Raw genomic sequence first — 14812 nt, 5'->3', positions numbered from 1 at the left:
GGGCCCCCTGAAAAAACGTTTAAAATATGCCGTTACATCGCCACGGATTTGGCGCTTTTTAGCCACTTTACGCTCAATTATTTACGACATTTATGCGTCTAAAAACGCCACCCTAAATGTCGCAATCTCTCACAACCGAGCCGCCTTATGCCAACAGTGGGTTCCTGCTGACATTGCAAATTCAAAAGCCGATCGCGCCGACGCGTTTAAGGCAGCAAGTCACTGCGCTTATACAACCTCATCAATCCTCGAGAGCTAACGCCGCTAACACCTCACCATTTAAAGAATCGGGCAGTTGCTCGGCAAGTTGTTTTAAGTCGGCACGCATTGGTGGCGTCCAAAATTGCGCCATATGCTGGACAATTTGCGCAGGAACATTATCTCTGCTCGGCATATTGCCCGCTATCTGATTGGCCATCTTGATGAGATGTTGCTGACTGTAATCAAGGGTCACGTTACATTCCCACGGCTTGCGCACTGGAGGGACGAATTTCGACGGCCGTCACCTTGTACTCAGGGCAGTTGGTCGCCCAATCTGAATTATCGGTAGTGATTACGTTGGTGCCACTTACCGGGTGATGGAAGGTGGTGTACACCACCCCCGCAGGAATATCGTCGCTGATATGCGCTCTCATACGCGTGCTACCCGCCCGACTGGCAACTTCGATCCAGTCACCATCTGCCACACCTCTTAACTCGGCGTCGGCCTCGTGAATTTCGAGAATATCTTCGGCATGCCAGACCGTGTTGGCGGTGCGCCTAGTTTGAGCCCCTACGTTGTACTGGCTCAAAATCCTGCCCGTTGTTAACAATAATGGAAACTTCCGAGTCGAACGCTCATCGGTAGGCACATAGGGGGTCGTTATGAATTGACCCTCTCCGCGTACGAAACGCTCGGCATGCATAATCGGTGTACCTTCAGGCGCTTGCTCATTACAGGGCCACTGGATGCTGCCCCGCTCATCCAGCAGGTCGAAAGATACGCCGGCAAAAGTAGGCGTCAGTGCTGCGATTTCGTCCATGATCTCGGCGGCATTGGCATAATCCATGGTGTAACCCATCGCCTCACTGAGAGCACAGGTCACCTGCCACTCCGCCAACCCTGAGGCTGGAGGTACCACAGGGCGAACTCGATTAATTCGCCGCTCCGCGTTGGTGAAAGTGCCATCTTTTTCCAAAAAAGAAGTGCCAGGCAAAAACACATGAGCAAATTTAGAGGTTTCATTCAAAAATAGGTCCTGAACAACCACGCAATCCATGGCGCTTAAGGCAGCTGCCACGTGATGCAAGTTGGGATCAGATTGCGCAATATCCTCTCCTTGAATGTACATACCTCGGAAATTTCCAGAGATAGCTGCATCGAGCATATTAGGAATACGCATCCCCGGCTCCTCGCGCAGGTCTACACCCCAAAGTGCGGTAAATTGCTCTCTAGCAGTTTCGTCAGAAACGTGTCGATAGCCGCTGAACTCATGGGGAAAAGAGCCCATGTCACAGGCGCCTTGCACATTGTTCTGGCCCCGCAGCGGGTTTATACCAACGCCGTCACGACCAATATTTCCAGTCGCCATAGCCAAATTCGCCATGGCCATTACCATGGTTGAACCTTGAGAGTGCTCGGTCACCCCCAGTCCGTAATAAATAGCGCCATTGCCGGCTTTAGCGTATGTCGCTGCTGCTGATCGTATGGTTTCTGCTGCTACACCGCTGATCTCAGCGAGATTTTCGGGGCTGTTTTCTGGAAGAGAAATGAACCGCCGCCAAGCGTTAAAAGACGCCACATCACAACGCTCTTGAACAAAAGCCTCATCAATCCAGCCCTCTGTGGCAATGACATGGGCCAGTGCATTGACAACAGCGACGTTAGTTCCCGGCTGCAGTTGAAGGTGTTCAGTTGCCCTAATGTGCGGTGACTGCACGAGATCAATAGAGCGTGGGTCAATGACAATAAGCTTGGCACCCTCTCTCAGGCGCCGTTTCATGCGCGAGCCAAATACCGGGTGGGCATCGGTGGGATTTGCACCAATGACCATGATGACGTCAGCCTGTTGCACCGAAGCAAAATCCTGAGTACCCGCGCTGGTGCCAAACGTCTGTTTCAAACCATAACCCGTGGGCGAATGACAGACTCTGGCACAGGTATCCACATTGTTGGTTTGCAGCGAAGCACGCACCATTTTTTGAACCACGTAAACTTCTTCATTGGTACAGCGCGAGGAGGTAATAGCACCCAATGCGTCCATGCCATGCTGCTGCTGAATCGCTTTAAAACGATCTGCTGCAAAAGCGATGGCCTCAGGCCACTCCACTTCACGCCACTCACTGTCAGTGGTTTCCCTAACCATTGGGCGCGTAATGCGGTCAGAGTGTGTCGCATAACCCCAAGCGAAACGTCCCTTCACACAAGAGTGTCCCTCATTGGCGCCACCCTGCTTATCGGGAACCATACGGACCAGCTCATCCCCGCGCAGCTCGGCGACGAAGGAACAACCCACACCGCAGTACGCGCAGGTCGTTTTGACTTTGCGAGTAGGCACACCCAAGTCGATAACCTGTTTTTCTTGCAGCGTTGCAGTAGGGCAGGCTTGAACACAGGCACCACAGGACACGCACTCACTGTCGAGGAAGGCATTTTCCTCACTGGGAGAAACCTTGGATTCAAAACCACGTGCGGCGATGGTCAATGCAAACGTACCCTGAACTTCGGAACAGGCGCGCACGCAGCGGCTACAAACGATGCACTTGCTGGCATCAAAACTGAAGTAAGGATTGGACTCATCTTTACTCGCCGCCAAGTGGTTCGAGCCCTCTTCGTAGCGCACAGAGCGCAATCCCACCACGCCCGCCATATCCTGGAGCTCGCAGTCACCATTGGCAGAGCAAGTTAGACAATCGAGGGGGTGGTCTGAAATATACAGTTCCATAACGCCCTTTCGAAGCTTATCCAAACGCGGCGTTTGAGTTTTTACTGACATACCTTCTTGGCAGGGCGTCGTGCAGGATGCAGGAGTCCCTTTACGACCTTCGACTTCCACGAGACAGAGGCGACAGGAACCATGGGCATCGAGGCTATCGGTAGCACACAACTTTGGGATCTGTGTGCCAGCGAGACTTGCCGCGCGCATGATCGAAGTACCTGCAGGAACCTCGACAGCGGTGCCGTCAATATGGACAGTAACCGTGCTCTCTGAGAGCGCTGCGGGGGTACCTAAATCCAAATCTTCAATGGCAATCTCTATTGGTTTATTCACGGACAGCTCCTTGCACGGCGTCACTACTTTGGCTCACCGAACGCTTAAAATCTTCAGGAAATTGGTCTAGGGCACTCAACACGGGTTGCGGTGTCAGCCCGCCCATCGCACACAGTGACCCCTGAGTCATAACATCGCAGAGATCACGTAACAGCTGCTCCGCGTTAGTCGAGGTATCGGAAGCCAAAAGGTCGTCTATGACTTCAACGCCTCGCACCGCACCAATGCGGCATGGCGTGCACTTGCCGCAAGACTCTTCGACACAGAATTCCATGGCGAACCGCGCTTGCTCAGCCATATCGACCGAATCATCAAAGACCACCAAGCCACCGTGACCCAGCATCGCGCCTTCGGCAGCTAACGCTTCATAGGCCATAGGCACCTGTAGTGATTCTGCCGTCAAATAGGCTCCCAAAGGTCCACCCACTTGCACAGCCTTCAAGGGCCTACCCGATTTGGTGCCCTGACCCAGATTAAAGATGAGTTCGTGCGCAGAGATCCCGAAAGCCACCTCGACAATCCCGCCTCTAGCGATATTTCCAGCCAGTTGAAAAACCTGCGTTCCGCGAGACCGCTCTTGTCCTAGCGCCGCGTAGGCCTCAGCCCCACGAGCGAGAATTGAAGGAACGCTGGCAATCGTTAGTACATTGTTGATGACCGTGGGCGTACCAAATAGACCCTCAATAGCAGGAAGTGGTGGCTTGGCTCGCACGGTCCCGCGACGGCCCTCTAAGCTTTCGAGCATGGCGGTTTCTTCACCACAAACATAGGAGCCAGCACCGACGCGAACGGTGACGTCGAAGTTACAGGTCGAACCCATAATGCCCTGCCCCAACCACCCCCGATCTCTCGCCTTGTCAATCGCCTCGTGCATCACGGCTATGGCAGCCGGATACTCAGACCTCAAATAAATCATGCCTCGATCGGCGCCCACAGCATGTGCCGCAATCGCCATGCCTTCGAGAAGGCAAAAAGGATCGCCTTCCATCAGCATGCGGTCTGCGAAGGTGCCACTGTCGCCCTCGTCTGCGTTCACACAAATGTATTTGTGACGCGGGGCGTCAATGGGGTCACCTTTGTGGGGCACGGCAGCTTGCTCAGCCACCGTCTGCCATTTGATACCCGTAGGGAAACCGGCACCACCGCGGCCTCGAAGGCCCGATGCCGTGACTGCGGTAACGACATCGGCGGGGCTCAAATTCAGGGCGCGTTGCAAACCCACCATCCCACCGTGGGACAGATAATCCTCCGGGTCGACCGGGTCGGTAATGCCAACGCGCTCATAGATCCAGCGCTCTTGGCACGCCAGATAATCCAGCTCTTCGACAACTCCAAGATAATTAGGGGCAGTCTCTGTTAGGTCACCACTGGCGAAGTCTGACGCCTGCACATTGCCCCAGCCCACCCGTGTTCCATTGCGCGAATCAGCGCGTTCGACCAAAGGCTCCAGCCACAACAACCCGCGACTTCCGGTGCGCACCACCTGCTCGCCCTGCGCCTCAAGCGCAGCCGCCACAGCATTGGCACCCACCGAAAGTGCTGCCGCGTCACGGGGAACAAACCAAACCGTCATAACGCTGTCTCCGCCGCATTCTGAGCGGCCTCTATCGCGGATTTTAGCGCTTCTACATTCGCGTTCCCAATGAGCTCATCGTTCACGAGAGCTGCTGGACCCAAGGCACAATTACCGAGACAGAACACCGGCTCGTTAGTACCCGTAGCTGCGGCCAATTCCGGGTCAGCCGCGCAAGCCTCGTCCCAAGCCGCAGCCAGCCTTCGACCACCCACCGCTTGGCAGGCCTCGGCAGCGCACAAACGCACAGATATCTCGGGAGGGGGCGCCTTCTTAAGATCGCTGTAATAAGAAAAAGTGCCGTGCACATCGGCGCGCGAGACGTTACAAACCTCTGCGATAACCGCCACCGCGCCATCAGGAACGTAACCATAATGCGTCTGTGCCGCCTGCAGGCATAACAAAACGGGGCCGGGTTCTCGTTCCACAATGGGCGTGAGCAACCCCTTTAGCACTTCAATCTGCTCGGGCGTTTTAATAGGTGATTCCATCAGAGTTTTACCCGTTCCTTACCTGAGTAGACATTGAGTCGATCATCGCGTGTGAAGCCAATCAACACCAAACCATGTGCTCGGGCGAGGTCCACGGCTAACGTGGTAGGCCCAGAAACCGCCACAATCGCAGCAACACTAGCGCTCAAAGCCTTCGTCACAATTTCGTAAGAAACACGCCCGCTCACCACCAGTATGTGGTCAGTGAGGGGAAAGTTACCTTCGAGAAATGCATTCCCCAAGACTTTATCGACCGCATTATGTCGCCCAACGTCTTCCCGAACGACTAGCAATTGATTATCGGGGCCGGCCAGAGCCGCGGCGTGGAGAGACCCCGTTAAGTCAAACATCTTTTGTTCGCAGCGCATCTGCTTGATCAGAACATGGGCGGCTTGTGGCGTGATCACCCAATCTTCGCTGTGCAAAGCCACACCGGGCTTCGGCGTAGTCGCCAGAACATCACTGCTACAAACCCCGCATGAACTTGAGGTCAGGTATGCCCTTGGCCTTGGGGGAACAACGCCAGCCCCCAGCTCAGCTAGCACCGTATCCACTGCTGACTCTTCTTCTACGCCCCAATGACGCAGCTCAGAGGCACTCACCCGTTCGACACTAATAATGTCAGCTGACGCCTTTATTTCAGCTTCGCTCAACAACCATCCAACTGCCAGCTCCTCATCGTGACCTGGCGTTCGCATCGTGGTCAGTAGCGTTTTTTGGTCTACTGAAATCGCCAGTGGCGCCTCTACAACAACGCGATCAAACTGATCCACTGAGCGCGTGCTCGTCTTCGTCACGTCGTTAACGCGGAGCATAGGCCTTGGATCGGTTGCATGTGCTGGCATCTAGAAAAGTCCGGTCACTTGTCCATTAACAACATCGATATTTTCACTGGCAGGCACCTTCGGCAAACCTGGCATCGTCATGACATCGCCGCAGACGGCGACGACAAAACCTGCGCCCACTGACAGCCTGATTTCTCGAATATCCATCACATGCCCCGAGGGAGCCCCTTTGAGCGAAGGGTCGGTGGAAAACGAGTAGGGGGTCTTAGCAATACAAACCGGCATGCCACCGTAGCCCTCTGCTTCCAGTTCTTTCAGGCGATTGCGGACTTTACCGCTCATCGTCACCTCACTGGCACCGTACACCTTTGTAGCTACCGCCTCGATCTTTTCTTTCAGCGTTGCCGAATCCGGGTAAACAAAGGTGTCATGGCCAGCGTTCGCAGATTTCTCATCCGCATCGCAAACCTCGGCAACCATGTGAGCGAGGTCCGCAGCACCTGCCCCGCCGTTTGCCCAGTGACTCGCAATGGCTACGCGCACGCCCATAGCCTCGACCCGTTCCACCAGCAACGCCAGCTCTGCATCAGTGTCGCTAACGAACTGATTGATCGAGACGATCGGTGTGACCCCGTAGTTGTCACGAATATTCTTAACGTGGCGTTCAAGGTTAACCATGCCCGCACCCAATGCCTCAAGGTTTTCTCCGTTGAGGTCTTCTTTAGCGACGCCACCGTGGAACTTAAGAGCCCGGATAGTAGCGACCAACACTGCGACTGAAGGTCTCAGGTTTGCTGAGCGACACTTGATATCGATAAATTTCTCAGCACCCAGGTCAGCACCAAAACCCGCTTCGGTGACAACATACTCCGCTAGGCGCAACGCACCCGTTGTCGCAATAACGCTGTTACAGCCGTGAGCAATATTGGCAAAAGGTCCGCCGTGAACAAACGCTGGAGTCCCTTCTAGGGTTTGCACCAAATTGGGCGCTAACGCGTCTTTGAGAACCGCGGTGAGGGCTCCCTCAGCCTTTAAATCGGAAGCTCGCACGGGGGTCTTATCCCGAGTGTAGCCAACGACGATGCGACCAATACGCGCTTTGAGATCAGCCAAGTCCGTTGCGAGGCAAAAAATCGCCATAATTTCTGATGCCACAACGATATCGAAGCCATCTTGTCTGGGATAACCATTGCCAACGCCTCCCATGGCAACGGTGATGTCTCGTAGCGCTCGATCGTTCATGTCCAGCACCCTCTTCCAGGTCACACGACGCACATCAATTCCCAACGCATTCCCGTGATGGATGTGATTATCGAGCAAGGCAGAGAGAAGGTTGTTGGCAACGCCAATGGCATGCAGATCGCCATTAAAGTGCAGATTGATGTCCTCCATGGGAATCACCTGCGCGTAGCCACCGCCTGCAGCACCGCCTTTCATGCCAAACACGGGCCCCAAAGATGGCTCCCGCAGGCAGATCATCGCGTCCTTACCAATATGTCGCAGGGCATCGCCCAACCCCACCGTCGTGGTGGTCTTGCCTTCACCCGAGGGCGTTGGGCTGATCGCGGTGACCAAAATCATCCGCGCCGAGGGCCTTACAGGCTGATCCAGCAGCCAGTTAAGGTTGATTTTCCCTTTTGTACGACCATACGGTTCCAAAGCCTCTTCAGGTATAGACAAGCCCGTTGCAATGTCAGCTATGGGTTGTGGGGTTGCCGCCTGGGCAATATCGATATCACTAGGCATGGTTCAGGATTCCTTCAAAATGGCCATTGGTAACCTGCTCGAATTATCCGAGCTTGCTTGTACGTTTAAGAGGCGGCTAGAACCGCTCCCAAAGGCAGGTCGCAGCTCGAGTTGTGTTGTTATCTTTATTTTATGTTTTAAAGGGGTCCCCAAAGCCCGTAGGGCCTAAGATAATCCTTCAAACACCCCCTCAAAGTTACCGACGGGATTGACCGCAGATGCCGCCCTAAACCCTGCGCACCACGGCATTATTGGAGACATGATTGCGCATAGCAATCACTCCCACCGTGTTTTGTTATAACGGTGTGCCCTAAACGTGACCTGACGGATTTCGGCTGGGACATCAGCGTTGCGCTCTTCAAACAGCGTTTATCGCTTTAACATGGGAAAAACTAGCCTTTCTGCGTTGCACGCTAATCATGAGCCGATTCGGGCAGGTCTTTTCTGCGTGCCGGACTGTGCATAATCCCGCTGCATTGACGTCGCTTTTTTGACTCAAAATGTCGCTCATAAGCGCGTCAATTGGACCATAAATGACGCTTTTGGGAGCGACTGAGGGCCATAACCCAACGAGTCCGCAATGACGACAGGTTCAAAGCTTTAGAGCTTGGGACCTACGCCGGGCGGAGGTCATAAAAACCCTATCTCATCCCCCGATAAAACTTTGCACAGCCAGCGCCTAACTGAGCTAAAATTGCCGGCCACGGCCGTACCGAGGCCAGAGATCAAACCGGGGGCAGTATCAGTGGCAAGCACATGGGACCTTTTAATCAAGGGCGCGACGTTTTTCGATGGCAGCGGTGATCTTCCAGCCGTTCAAGATGTAGCGATTCGAGAAGGTAAAGTGGTAGCTAGGGGCGAAAATCTGCCGGCTGGCCATGCAGAGGCCGTCGTTGAGGCCTCAGGCCAGTGGCTGATGCCGGGCTTACTCGACATCCATACCCACCTCGATCTTGAAGTCGACGTCGAGCCTGCCTTGCCCGAGGTTGTTCGGCATGGCACGACGACAGTGGTCGTGGGTAATTGCAGCTTGGGGACCAGCTTTGGCAGCCAAAAAACCGGCGATCAGGAGCCGATCGTTGACTGCTTTACGCGCGTCGAAAACATCCCCAAAGCCGTATTGCGCAAAGTTTCTGAAAAAATAACCTGGGACAATACCGGGGATTACATGGATCACTTCGCCGATCTTCCCCTTGGCCCCAATATCGCCACCTTCGTGCCGCACTCGATGCTGCGCATCGAGGCCATGGGCTTGGAAGCAAGCGTCAGCCGAGCGCCCACCGAAAGCGAGCTAGTGAAGATGGAAACGCTGCTCGAAACAGCCATGCAACAGGGGTACATGGGGCTGAGCACTGACGGACTGCCTTTTCACTACCTGTCAAATGATCCCAACACGGCAAAACGCATACCCACGCAGTTTGCAAGCTTCAAGGAGCTGCGTCGTTTGTTAAAAGTGGTGCGCAACTATGATCGCGTCTGGCAAACCACGCCCATCCTTGAGAATCGTCTGACAGCGCTGCTTTATTTCTCACTGACCAGCGGCCGTTTGTTTGGCAAGCCGCTAAAAACCTCAGCGCTCTCTGCTATGGAGATGACGGCGGCACCTAAATCGGGACGACTATTTCTCAAAGTCGCCCGCCTTTTAAATACGTGGTTATTCAAGGGCAAGCTGCACTTTCAAGCCCTGGGAACCAATTTTAGGGTCTGGTCAGATGGCATTGTTAGCCCCCTATTTGAGGAGATGACAGCCACTTCGCAACTCATCGCTAGAGAATACGATGACGTTGAGGGGCGAAAAGCACTGATGCACGACCCCGACTGGGTGGCGCTGTTTCGCAAAGAGTGGATGCACGGTCGCACCGGCGGCGATTTTGCTAGCTGGAAAACTCGGCATGGGTTCCCTGACAGCCTCGTGATACGCGATGCCCACCAACTAATATTTGACGGAGCACCCATTAGCCACTGGGATGGTGAATCAATGGCCCAGGTCATGGAGCGGGTACAACGCTTTAAATCTGGAGACGAAACCGCCGCACGCTCGCGGGGAGAACAAACCGCCTTTGAGGAGTTTCCCGCGATTCTGCGTGACGATGCTGATTTTATGCTTCACATGATGCGCCGCTACGATAAAACGTTTCGATTTTATGCCGACATTGCTAACGCGGGAAACAAAGCCACCCTCGACTACTTACTCGATGATCAGGCATTACCGGGGTTTAATGATTCCGGCGCCCACATTACTAATATGGCGTTTTTCGACAGCAACCTAATGTCACTTAAATTGGCTAAGGAGCGCGACGAGGCAACCGTGGCGCGAATGGTTCATCGCCTCACCAAAGAGCCTGCCACTGTGTTTGGACTGGACGCGGGCTCTCTCGCTATCGGTGCTCGTGCCGATATGGTTTTGATCAATCCAAATGCCCTCGATGACTGGGAGCCCGATCAGACACGAGTGCTGGAGCACCGTGAGATATTTGATCACAAGCAAATGGTCAATCGTCCCAAGGGGATTGTCGCTTCTGTATTTATCAAGGGCGTCTTGGCATGGGCCAATGGCGAAGCGCAGGAGGCGTTAGGGCGAGACACTTTAGGGGAGGCGCTGCGAGCCGCCTAAAGGAGATCTTCCATCGTCAGGCCGTGACTTGACCAAAGGGTAGGCCCTCGCCCGCCCACCCTAGCACCCAAAGCCTGGCCCCAAGCCGGCAGCTCAAGTGAGAAGCTCCTCGCGGTCCCTGAAGGCATCTAGGGCCTCTGGATTAGCGAGGGCGTCGGTGTTTTTTACCGGTCGATCGTGAATCGCATTGCGCACCGCGAGCTCTACAATTTTTCCGCTCAAAGTTCTGGGGATATCGCTAACCTCAAGAATTTTTGCGGGAACGTGTCTCGGGGTCGTGTTCTCCCGAATGGCCTTGGAAATACGACTCCGAAGGTCCTCGTTGAGTGTGGCCCCAGGAGTCAGCACCACAAACAGAATCACACGAACGTCGTTATCCCACTCCTGACCGACCACAATGCTTTCCTGCACCTCTTCAAGCCGCTCAACTTGACGGTAGATTTCTGCCGTACCAATCCGCACCCCGCCGGGGTTCAAAACCGCGTCGGAGCGCCCGTGAATGATGTAACCCCCGGCAGACGTTAATTCACCATAATCACCATGGGCCCAAATATTGGGCCAACTGCCGAAATAGGCTTGGCGATACTGGTCGCCATCAGCATCGTTCCAGAAACCAATGGGCATGCTAGGAAACGGTTTGGTGCAGACCAACTCCCCTTTCTCTTGCAAAAGCGCCTCACCGGCATCGCCCCAAATTTCCACCGCCATGCCTAAGCCCGGTGCTTGAATCTCTCCAACGTGCACAGGGAGAATCGGGCTCCCTCCTACAAAGCAGGACAAAATATCGGTGCCGCCACTAATTGATGACAGGCAAATATCCGCTTTAAACCCCTTATAAACGTAACGGAAACTCTCATGAGAGAGCGGCGAGCCCGTCGAGAGGATCGTCTTAAGACTCGCCAGATCCACCTCGTTATTGGGAACAATGCCCGCCTTCTCTAACGCCGCAAGGTACTTTGCCCCCACGCCAAAAATAGAAATCCGTTCTGCCTCTATTGCCTTTAGTAATGACAGCCCTTCCTCGGCAAAGGGCGACCCGTCGTATAAGACGAGTGGCGAACCGCTAGCAAGCCCTGACACCAACCAGTTCCACATCATCCACCCGCAGGTCGTGAAGTAAAACAAAACGTCATCTCGACGCAGATCAACGTGCAGCTGATGCTCTTTTAGGTGCTGAATTAATGTGCCACCTGCGCCGTGCACAATGCACTTGGGCATGCCCGTGGTACCCGAGGAATACATAATGAATAAGGGGTGATCAAAAGGGAGCTGCGCAAACTGCACCTCAGTTGCCGAGGTGTCGAGAAAATCCTGCCACTGCACAGCATTGGAAATCCCAGAACAGTCAGGTTGCTCGGAGATTACTGGCACCACAAGCACCTTTACTAAGGAGTCGATGGCACCGCTAATTGCAGCTAGGCGCTCTAGTGAGTCGCAGACTTTACCGTTATAAAAGTAGCCGTCGGCGCCGACTAAGACCTTGGGTTGAATTTGACCAAAACGATCAAGCACGCCGTTAATACCGAAGTCGGGGGAGCAGGATGACCAAATTGCACCCAAACTCGTTGTCGCCAGCATCGCCTCGACAGTTTCGATGATATTCGGCATGAAGCCAGCAACGCGATCTCCAGGGCCCACGCCTTGGCTTCGCAAACTCGCCGCAAGTGCCGCCACGTTGTTATAGAGCTGCTTAAAGGTAACGACCCGACGCTGGCCATTTTCCAGGCGAGAAATCAGTGCGGGCCGATCGTCACGGTAACGCAGCAAATTTTCCGCAAAGTTCATGCGTGCTTCTGGGAACCAGCGCACTCCCGGAACCGACTGGCAGGGAAAGGTATCGGGGTTTTCTACAACCACAGTGCCCTTGTGCGCTGCAATAATGTTCGCGTAGTCCCAAAACGCCGACCAAAAGCTCTCCCGTTGGGTCACCGAAAACTGATGCAAACTGCGATAATCGTCGAAATCACCGAGGCCCCGTGTTTCAAGGAAACCCATAAAATCATAAATGCGACTTTGCGCCAGCCGATCCTCGGAAGGCTGCCATAGAAGCCCCGAGTCATTCGCTGTTGACGTGTCTGTTGGTACCACCATGAACTAATTACCCTTATTCGATCGCTCTACTGAACCCTAGGGGGAGGCTGCCAGCCCTACGCTCTGAAAGGCGAACGTGAAGCTCACTCACGACCCCGCGACAGGTTAAGGAGTGTTAAAGGCAGTTTTCGGCTGATGCGCTTAGTCTACCACCCCGCTCAAAGTGCTTGGTTTTCCAATTTTTTAGGAAACCGCAGAAGCTCCTTCAGGCGCCTTGGCTGCGTTCGGCAGTAATGAAATCTATCCAGCCCGTGAATATCATTTTTTCGTGACTGTTAGACACAACCCCCCGGTGCATATGCGTCATATCACTGGGCCAAAGAATGAGATTCCCTTTGACACATTCGGTGGTCATACCTTGATGTGGAAACTCAGTGCCACCACCCGGGGTATCCGTAAGGTAGAGCATCCACACCAAAGCCCGATGGCAGTATTCAAGTCGGTCGCGCTCACAATGAATAGCGGGGTAACCGCCTCCTACCGGATACTCCTGAATGTTTGACCACTCTGAAAAACCGAGGGGCCCAAGCCCATTTGCGCCAGTGTTGTAATAATATTTATCGACGTAACGCTTCACAAAGTCCGTGAGCAATTCGAAAAAGGGATCAACCTGACCATACAGGCGAATAGGAACACTCAGATCGAGTGAATTCTTCATCGATTTATCGACTCGAGGATTTTCCCCAAGCCGGCCAGCTTGGGCCAAATGCTTATTATCTGTGAAGAAGCCCACAATACGGTCGCAGACAGCATGATCGACTTGGTAGGTTTCAATGAAGCTGTGTGGGGACATGACAGGTTCAGCCTTTTTGAGAACGCCAATCATATCGGTTTGCCGCCCTCTTCGGCCAGCGGGCCTCTGCCAGCTCAAGTCAGATGGGTTCTCTCAGAGAAGGAGGTTGGCCAGTGGGTTGGCGCCAAAATTACCGAGGTTGGGTAGCGCTTGTGCCAAGCTACTTTCATCGAGACCCAGCCACCGCCCCAGTGAGGCCGCATACTGATCCACGGCAATTGTTGGGATCAACCTGCCACGCCCTGCATCCTGACCGTGCTCAAAGCTAGGGGGCGGTATGTCACCATAGAGCGATCCGCCATTGACAGCCCCGCCGACAACAAACTGATGGCCTCCCCACCCATGATCGGTGCCATCACCGTTGTCTGCTAGCGTACGCCCAAAATCTGAAGCGGTCGCCAACGTCACACGGTTAAAGATACCCATATTTTTCATTGATTCGCTAAAGGCACTCACGCCCGCATCAAGCCGGCTGTGCAAGTTGGGTAAGCTTGCGGGCTGAGCGCTGTGGGTATCGTAACCATAAGCACCCACTAAGAAAATTTGGCGGTTTATGCCAAACTCCCGCCTGCTTGCAATAATTTTTGCAACACGCTCAAGTTGCGTGCCAACCGGATCTGTTTGAAATGCCACCCCCAAATCGGGTGCCCCGCCAAGAATCGACGAATATTCTATATTTGCGTCAAACGCACTTACGGTCGCACCCGCAAAATCCCGGGTCAGAATATGAGCCGCTGATTCGCCTTGAGCCCTTAACGTTTGATACACCGCCGCCAAATTCCCGTCGGTTTGAGCGTTGACTATGTCATTGAGATCGAGGTTTAACCCACCCGCCGAGGCCGTGTAGGGCGCCGTCTCATAACCCGTAACAAACAGGCGATCTCGCGCCGTTGTCAGCGCAGAAAAATCTGACAGCGTACTGATCCCCTGGCCAATGAGAAGATCTGAAAACAGGCCGCCCCAGCCTACCGAAGCGCCCTCTGGGGAACTCGACTGCCATAATGACTGCTGATCGTTATGTGAAAATAAGCGCGGCGGCAACGCAACCCCTCCCGCAGAAAAGCTGTCCCGATTCGTCGGCTCAACAAGAGGTCCGACATTACCCACTAGGGCCGCTGTTCCCTCGTCAAACAATGCCTTGATACCCGATAGTTCCGGTGGCAGGGCAAACCCTGCACTCGCCCCAGATGAGGCCAGTTGCAATAGGCTACTGCGCGCTCGATCGCTACCATAAGCGCTTATTAGCTCACTGCGTATGTTGGCGTACTCGTTGTATTCACCAACGCCATAGGGAATCACCACATCGTGGCAATCCACTCCGCCAAATTGGAAAAGTAGAACTAAAGCTTGATATTCATCATTTTCCTGCGCTCTAGAGGGCTGCGTGAAGGACGCCATGGCCAGAGAACCCAGACAACCCAAACTACTCGACAGAAAATGGCGTCTATTTAAGAAGTGCGTCATTGGA

At 54.1% G+C, this 14812-nt stretch carries 10 protein-coding genes; 1 reads left to right on the top strand and 9 read right to left on the bottom strand.

What is annotated here, in order from left to right; all coding sequences use genetic code 11:
• Window positions 1-241: 241 nt before the first annotated feature.
• The 6 genes from ACMAZB_RS05280 to ACMAZB_RS05255 are packed head-to-tail and all read right to left on the bottom strand — an operon-like array spanning window position 242 to window position 7846.
• On the bottom strand, window positions 242-454 hold the full coding sequence (locus tag ACMAZB_RS05280; RefSeq protein ID WP_435219700.1) for a formate dehydrogenase subunit delta: 213 nt from the start codon (window positions 452-454) through the stop codon (window positions 242-244).
• 1 nt (window position 455) lies between these two features.
• Window positions 456-3251 (bottom strand): formate dehydrogenase subunit alpha, encoded by a 2796-nt coding sequence (gene fdhF / locus ACMAZB_RS05275; protein WP_435219699.1) that lies wholly within the window; start codon window positions 3249-3251, stop codon window positions 456-458.
• Window positions 3244-4824, bottom strand: coding sequence for an NADH-ubiquinone oxidoreductase-F iron-sulfur binding region domain-containing protein (locus tag ACMAZB_RS05270; protein ID WP_435219698.1), 1581 nt, complete (start codon window positions 4822-4824; stop codon window positions 3244-3246). Before ACMAZB_RS05270 ends, fdhF begins: the two co-directional genes overlap by 8 nt.
• The gene (locus ACMAZB_RS05265) at window positions 4821-5315 is read right to left on the bottom strand and encodes an NAD(P)H-dependent oxidoreductase subunit E (protein ID WP_435219697.1); all 495 of its coding nucleotides are present in this window, start codon (window positions 5313-5315) and stop codon (window positions 4821-4823) included. The genes ACMAZB_RS05270 and ACMAZB_RS05265 overlap by 4 nt, the downstream gene beginning before the upstream one ends.
• Window positions 5315-6160 (bottom strand): formate dehydrogenase accessory sulfurtransferase FdhD, encoded by an 846-nt coding sequence (fdhD, locus tag ACMAZB_RS05260; RefSeq protein ID WP_435219696.1) that lies wholly within the window; start codon window positions 6158-6160, stop codon window positions 5315-5317. The genes ACMAZB_RS05265 and fdhD overlap by 1 nt, the downstream gene beginning before the upstream one ends.
• Window positions 6161-7846 carry a formate--tetrahydrofolate ligase gene (locus tag ACMAZB_RS05255; RefSeq protein ID WP_435219695.1) on the bottom strand — a complete coding sequence of 562 codons (1686 nt, stop codon included), beginning with the start codon at window positions 7844-7846 and terminating at the stop codon, window positions 6161-6163.
• Between the two features lie 745 nt (window positions 7847-8591).
• On the opposite strand from ACMAZB_RS05255, the gene ACMAZB_RS05250 reads away from it, so the two are divergent.
• Entirely contained in the window at window positions 8592-10460 is a 1869-nt protein-coding gene (locus ACMAZB_RS05250; protein WP_435219694.1) for an N-acyl-D-amino-acid deacylase family protein, read from the top strand.
• Window positions 10461-10553: 93 nt separating this feature from the next.
• On the opposite strand, the gene ACMAZB_RS05245 is transcribed toward ACMAZB_RS05250, so the two are convergent.
• The 3 genes from ACMAZB_RS05245 to ACMAZB_RS05235 form a co-directional block, all read right to left on the bottom strand.
• On the bottom strand, window positions 10554-12551 hold the full coding sequence (locus ACMAZB_RS05245) for an acetoacetate--CoA ligase (RefSeq protein ID WP_435219693.1): 1998 nt from the start codon (window positions 12549-12551) through the stop codon (window positions 10554-10556).
• A 205-nt stretch (window positions 12552-12756) separates the two neighbouring features.
• Window positions 12757-13344: a 2OG-Fe(II) oxygenase gene (locus tag ACMAZB_RS05240; RefSeq protein ID WP_435219692.1), complete on the bottom strand. Its 588-nt coding sequence runs from the start codon at window positions 13342-13344 to the stop codon at window positions 12757-12759.
• Window positions 13345-13437: 93 nt separating this feature from the next.
• The gene (locus tag ACMAZB_RS05235; protein ID WP_435219691.1) at window positions 13438-14808 is read right to left on the bottom strand and encodes a DUF1501 domain-containing protein; all 1371 of its coding nucleotides are present in this window, start codon (window positions 14806-14808) and stop codon (window positions 13438-13440) included.
• Between the last annotated feature and the right edge of the window lie 4 nt (window positions 14809-14812).

Origin of the sequence: Luminiphilus sp. nBUS_07, from assembly GCF_051201685.1 — a bacterium.
In the GTDB taxonomy this organism is placed as follows: domain Bacteria; phylum Pseudomonadota; class Gammaproteobacteria; order Pseudomonadales; family Halieaceae; genus Luminiphilus.
The sequence above is the reverse complement of the archived record's forward strand: the minus strand, read 5'-3'. Positions and strand labels throughout refer to the sequence as shown.

Coding starts and splice junctions, on each gene's coding strand:
- ACMAZB_RS05265 (WP_435219697.1), bottom strand. CDS start 5,315: ATGGAATCACCTATTAAAACGCCCGAGCAGATTGAAGTGCTAAAGGGG.
- ACMAZB_RS05270 (WP_435219698.1), bottom strand. CDS start 4,824: ATGACGGTTTGGTTTGTTCCCCGTGACGCGGCAGCACTTTCGGTGGGT.
- ACMAZB_RS05240 (WP_435219692.1), bottom strand. CDS start 13,344: ATGTCCCCACACAGCTTCATTGAAACCTACCAAGTCGATCATGCTGTC.
- ACMAZB_RS05245 (WP_435219693.1), bottom strand. CDS start 12,551: ATGGTGGTACCAACAGACACGTCAACAGCGAATGACTCGGGGCTTCTA.
- fdhD (WP_435219696.1), bottom strand. CDS start 6,160: ATGCCAGCACATGCAACCGATCCAAGGCCTATGCTCCGCGTTAACGAC.
- ACMAZB_RS05255 (WP_435219695.1), bottom strand. CDS start 7,846: ATGCCTAGTGATATCGATATTGCCCAGGCGGCAACCCCACAACCCATA.
- ACMAZB_RS05235 (WP_435219691.1), bottom strand. CDS start 14,808: ATGACGCACTTCTTAAATAGACGCCATTTTCTGTCGAGTAGTTTGGGT.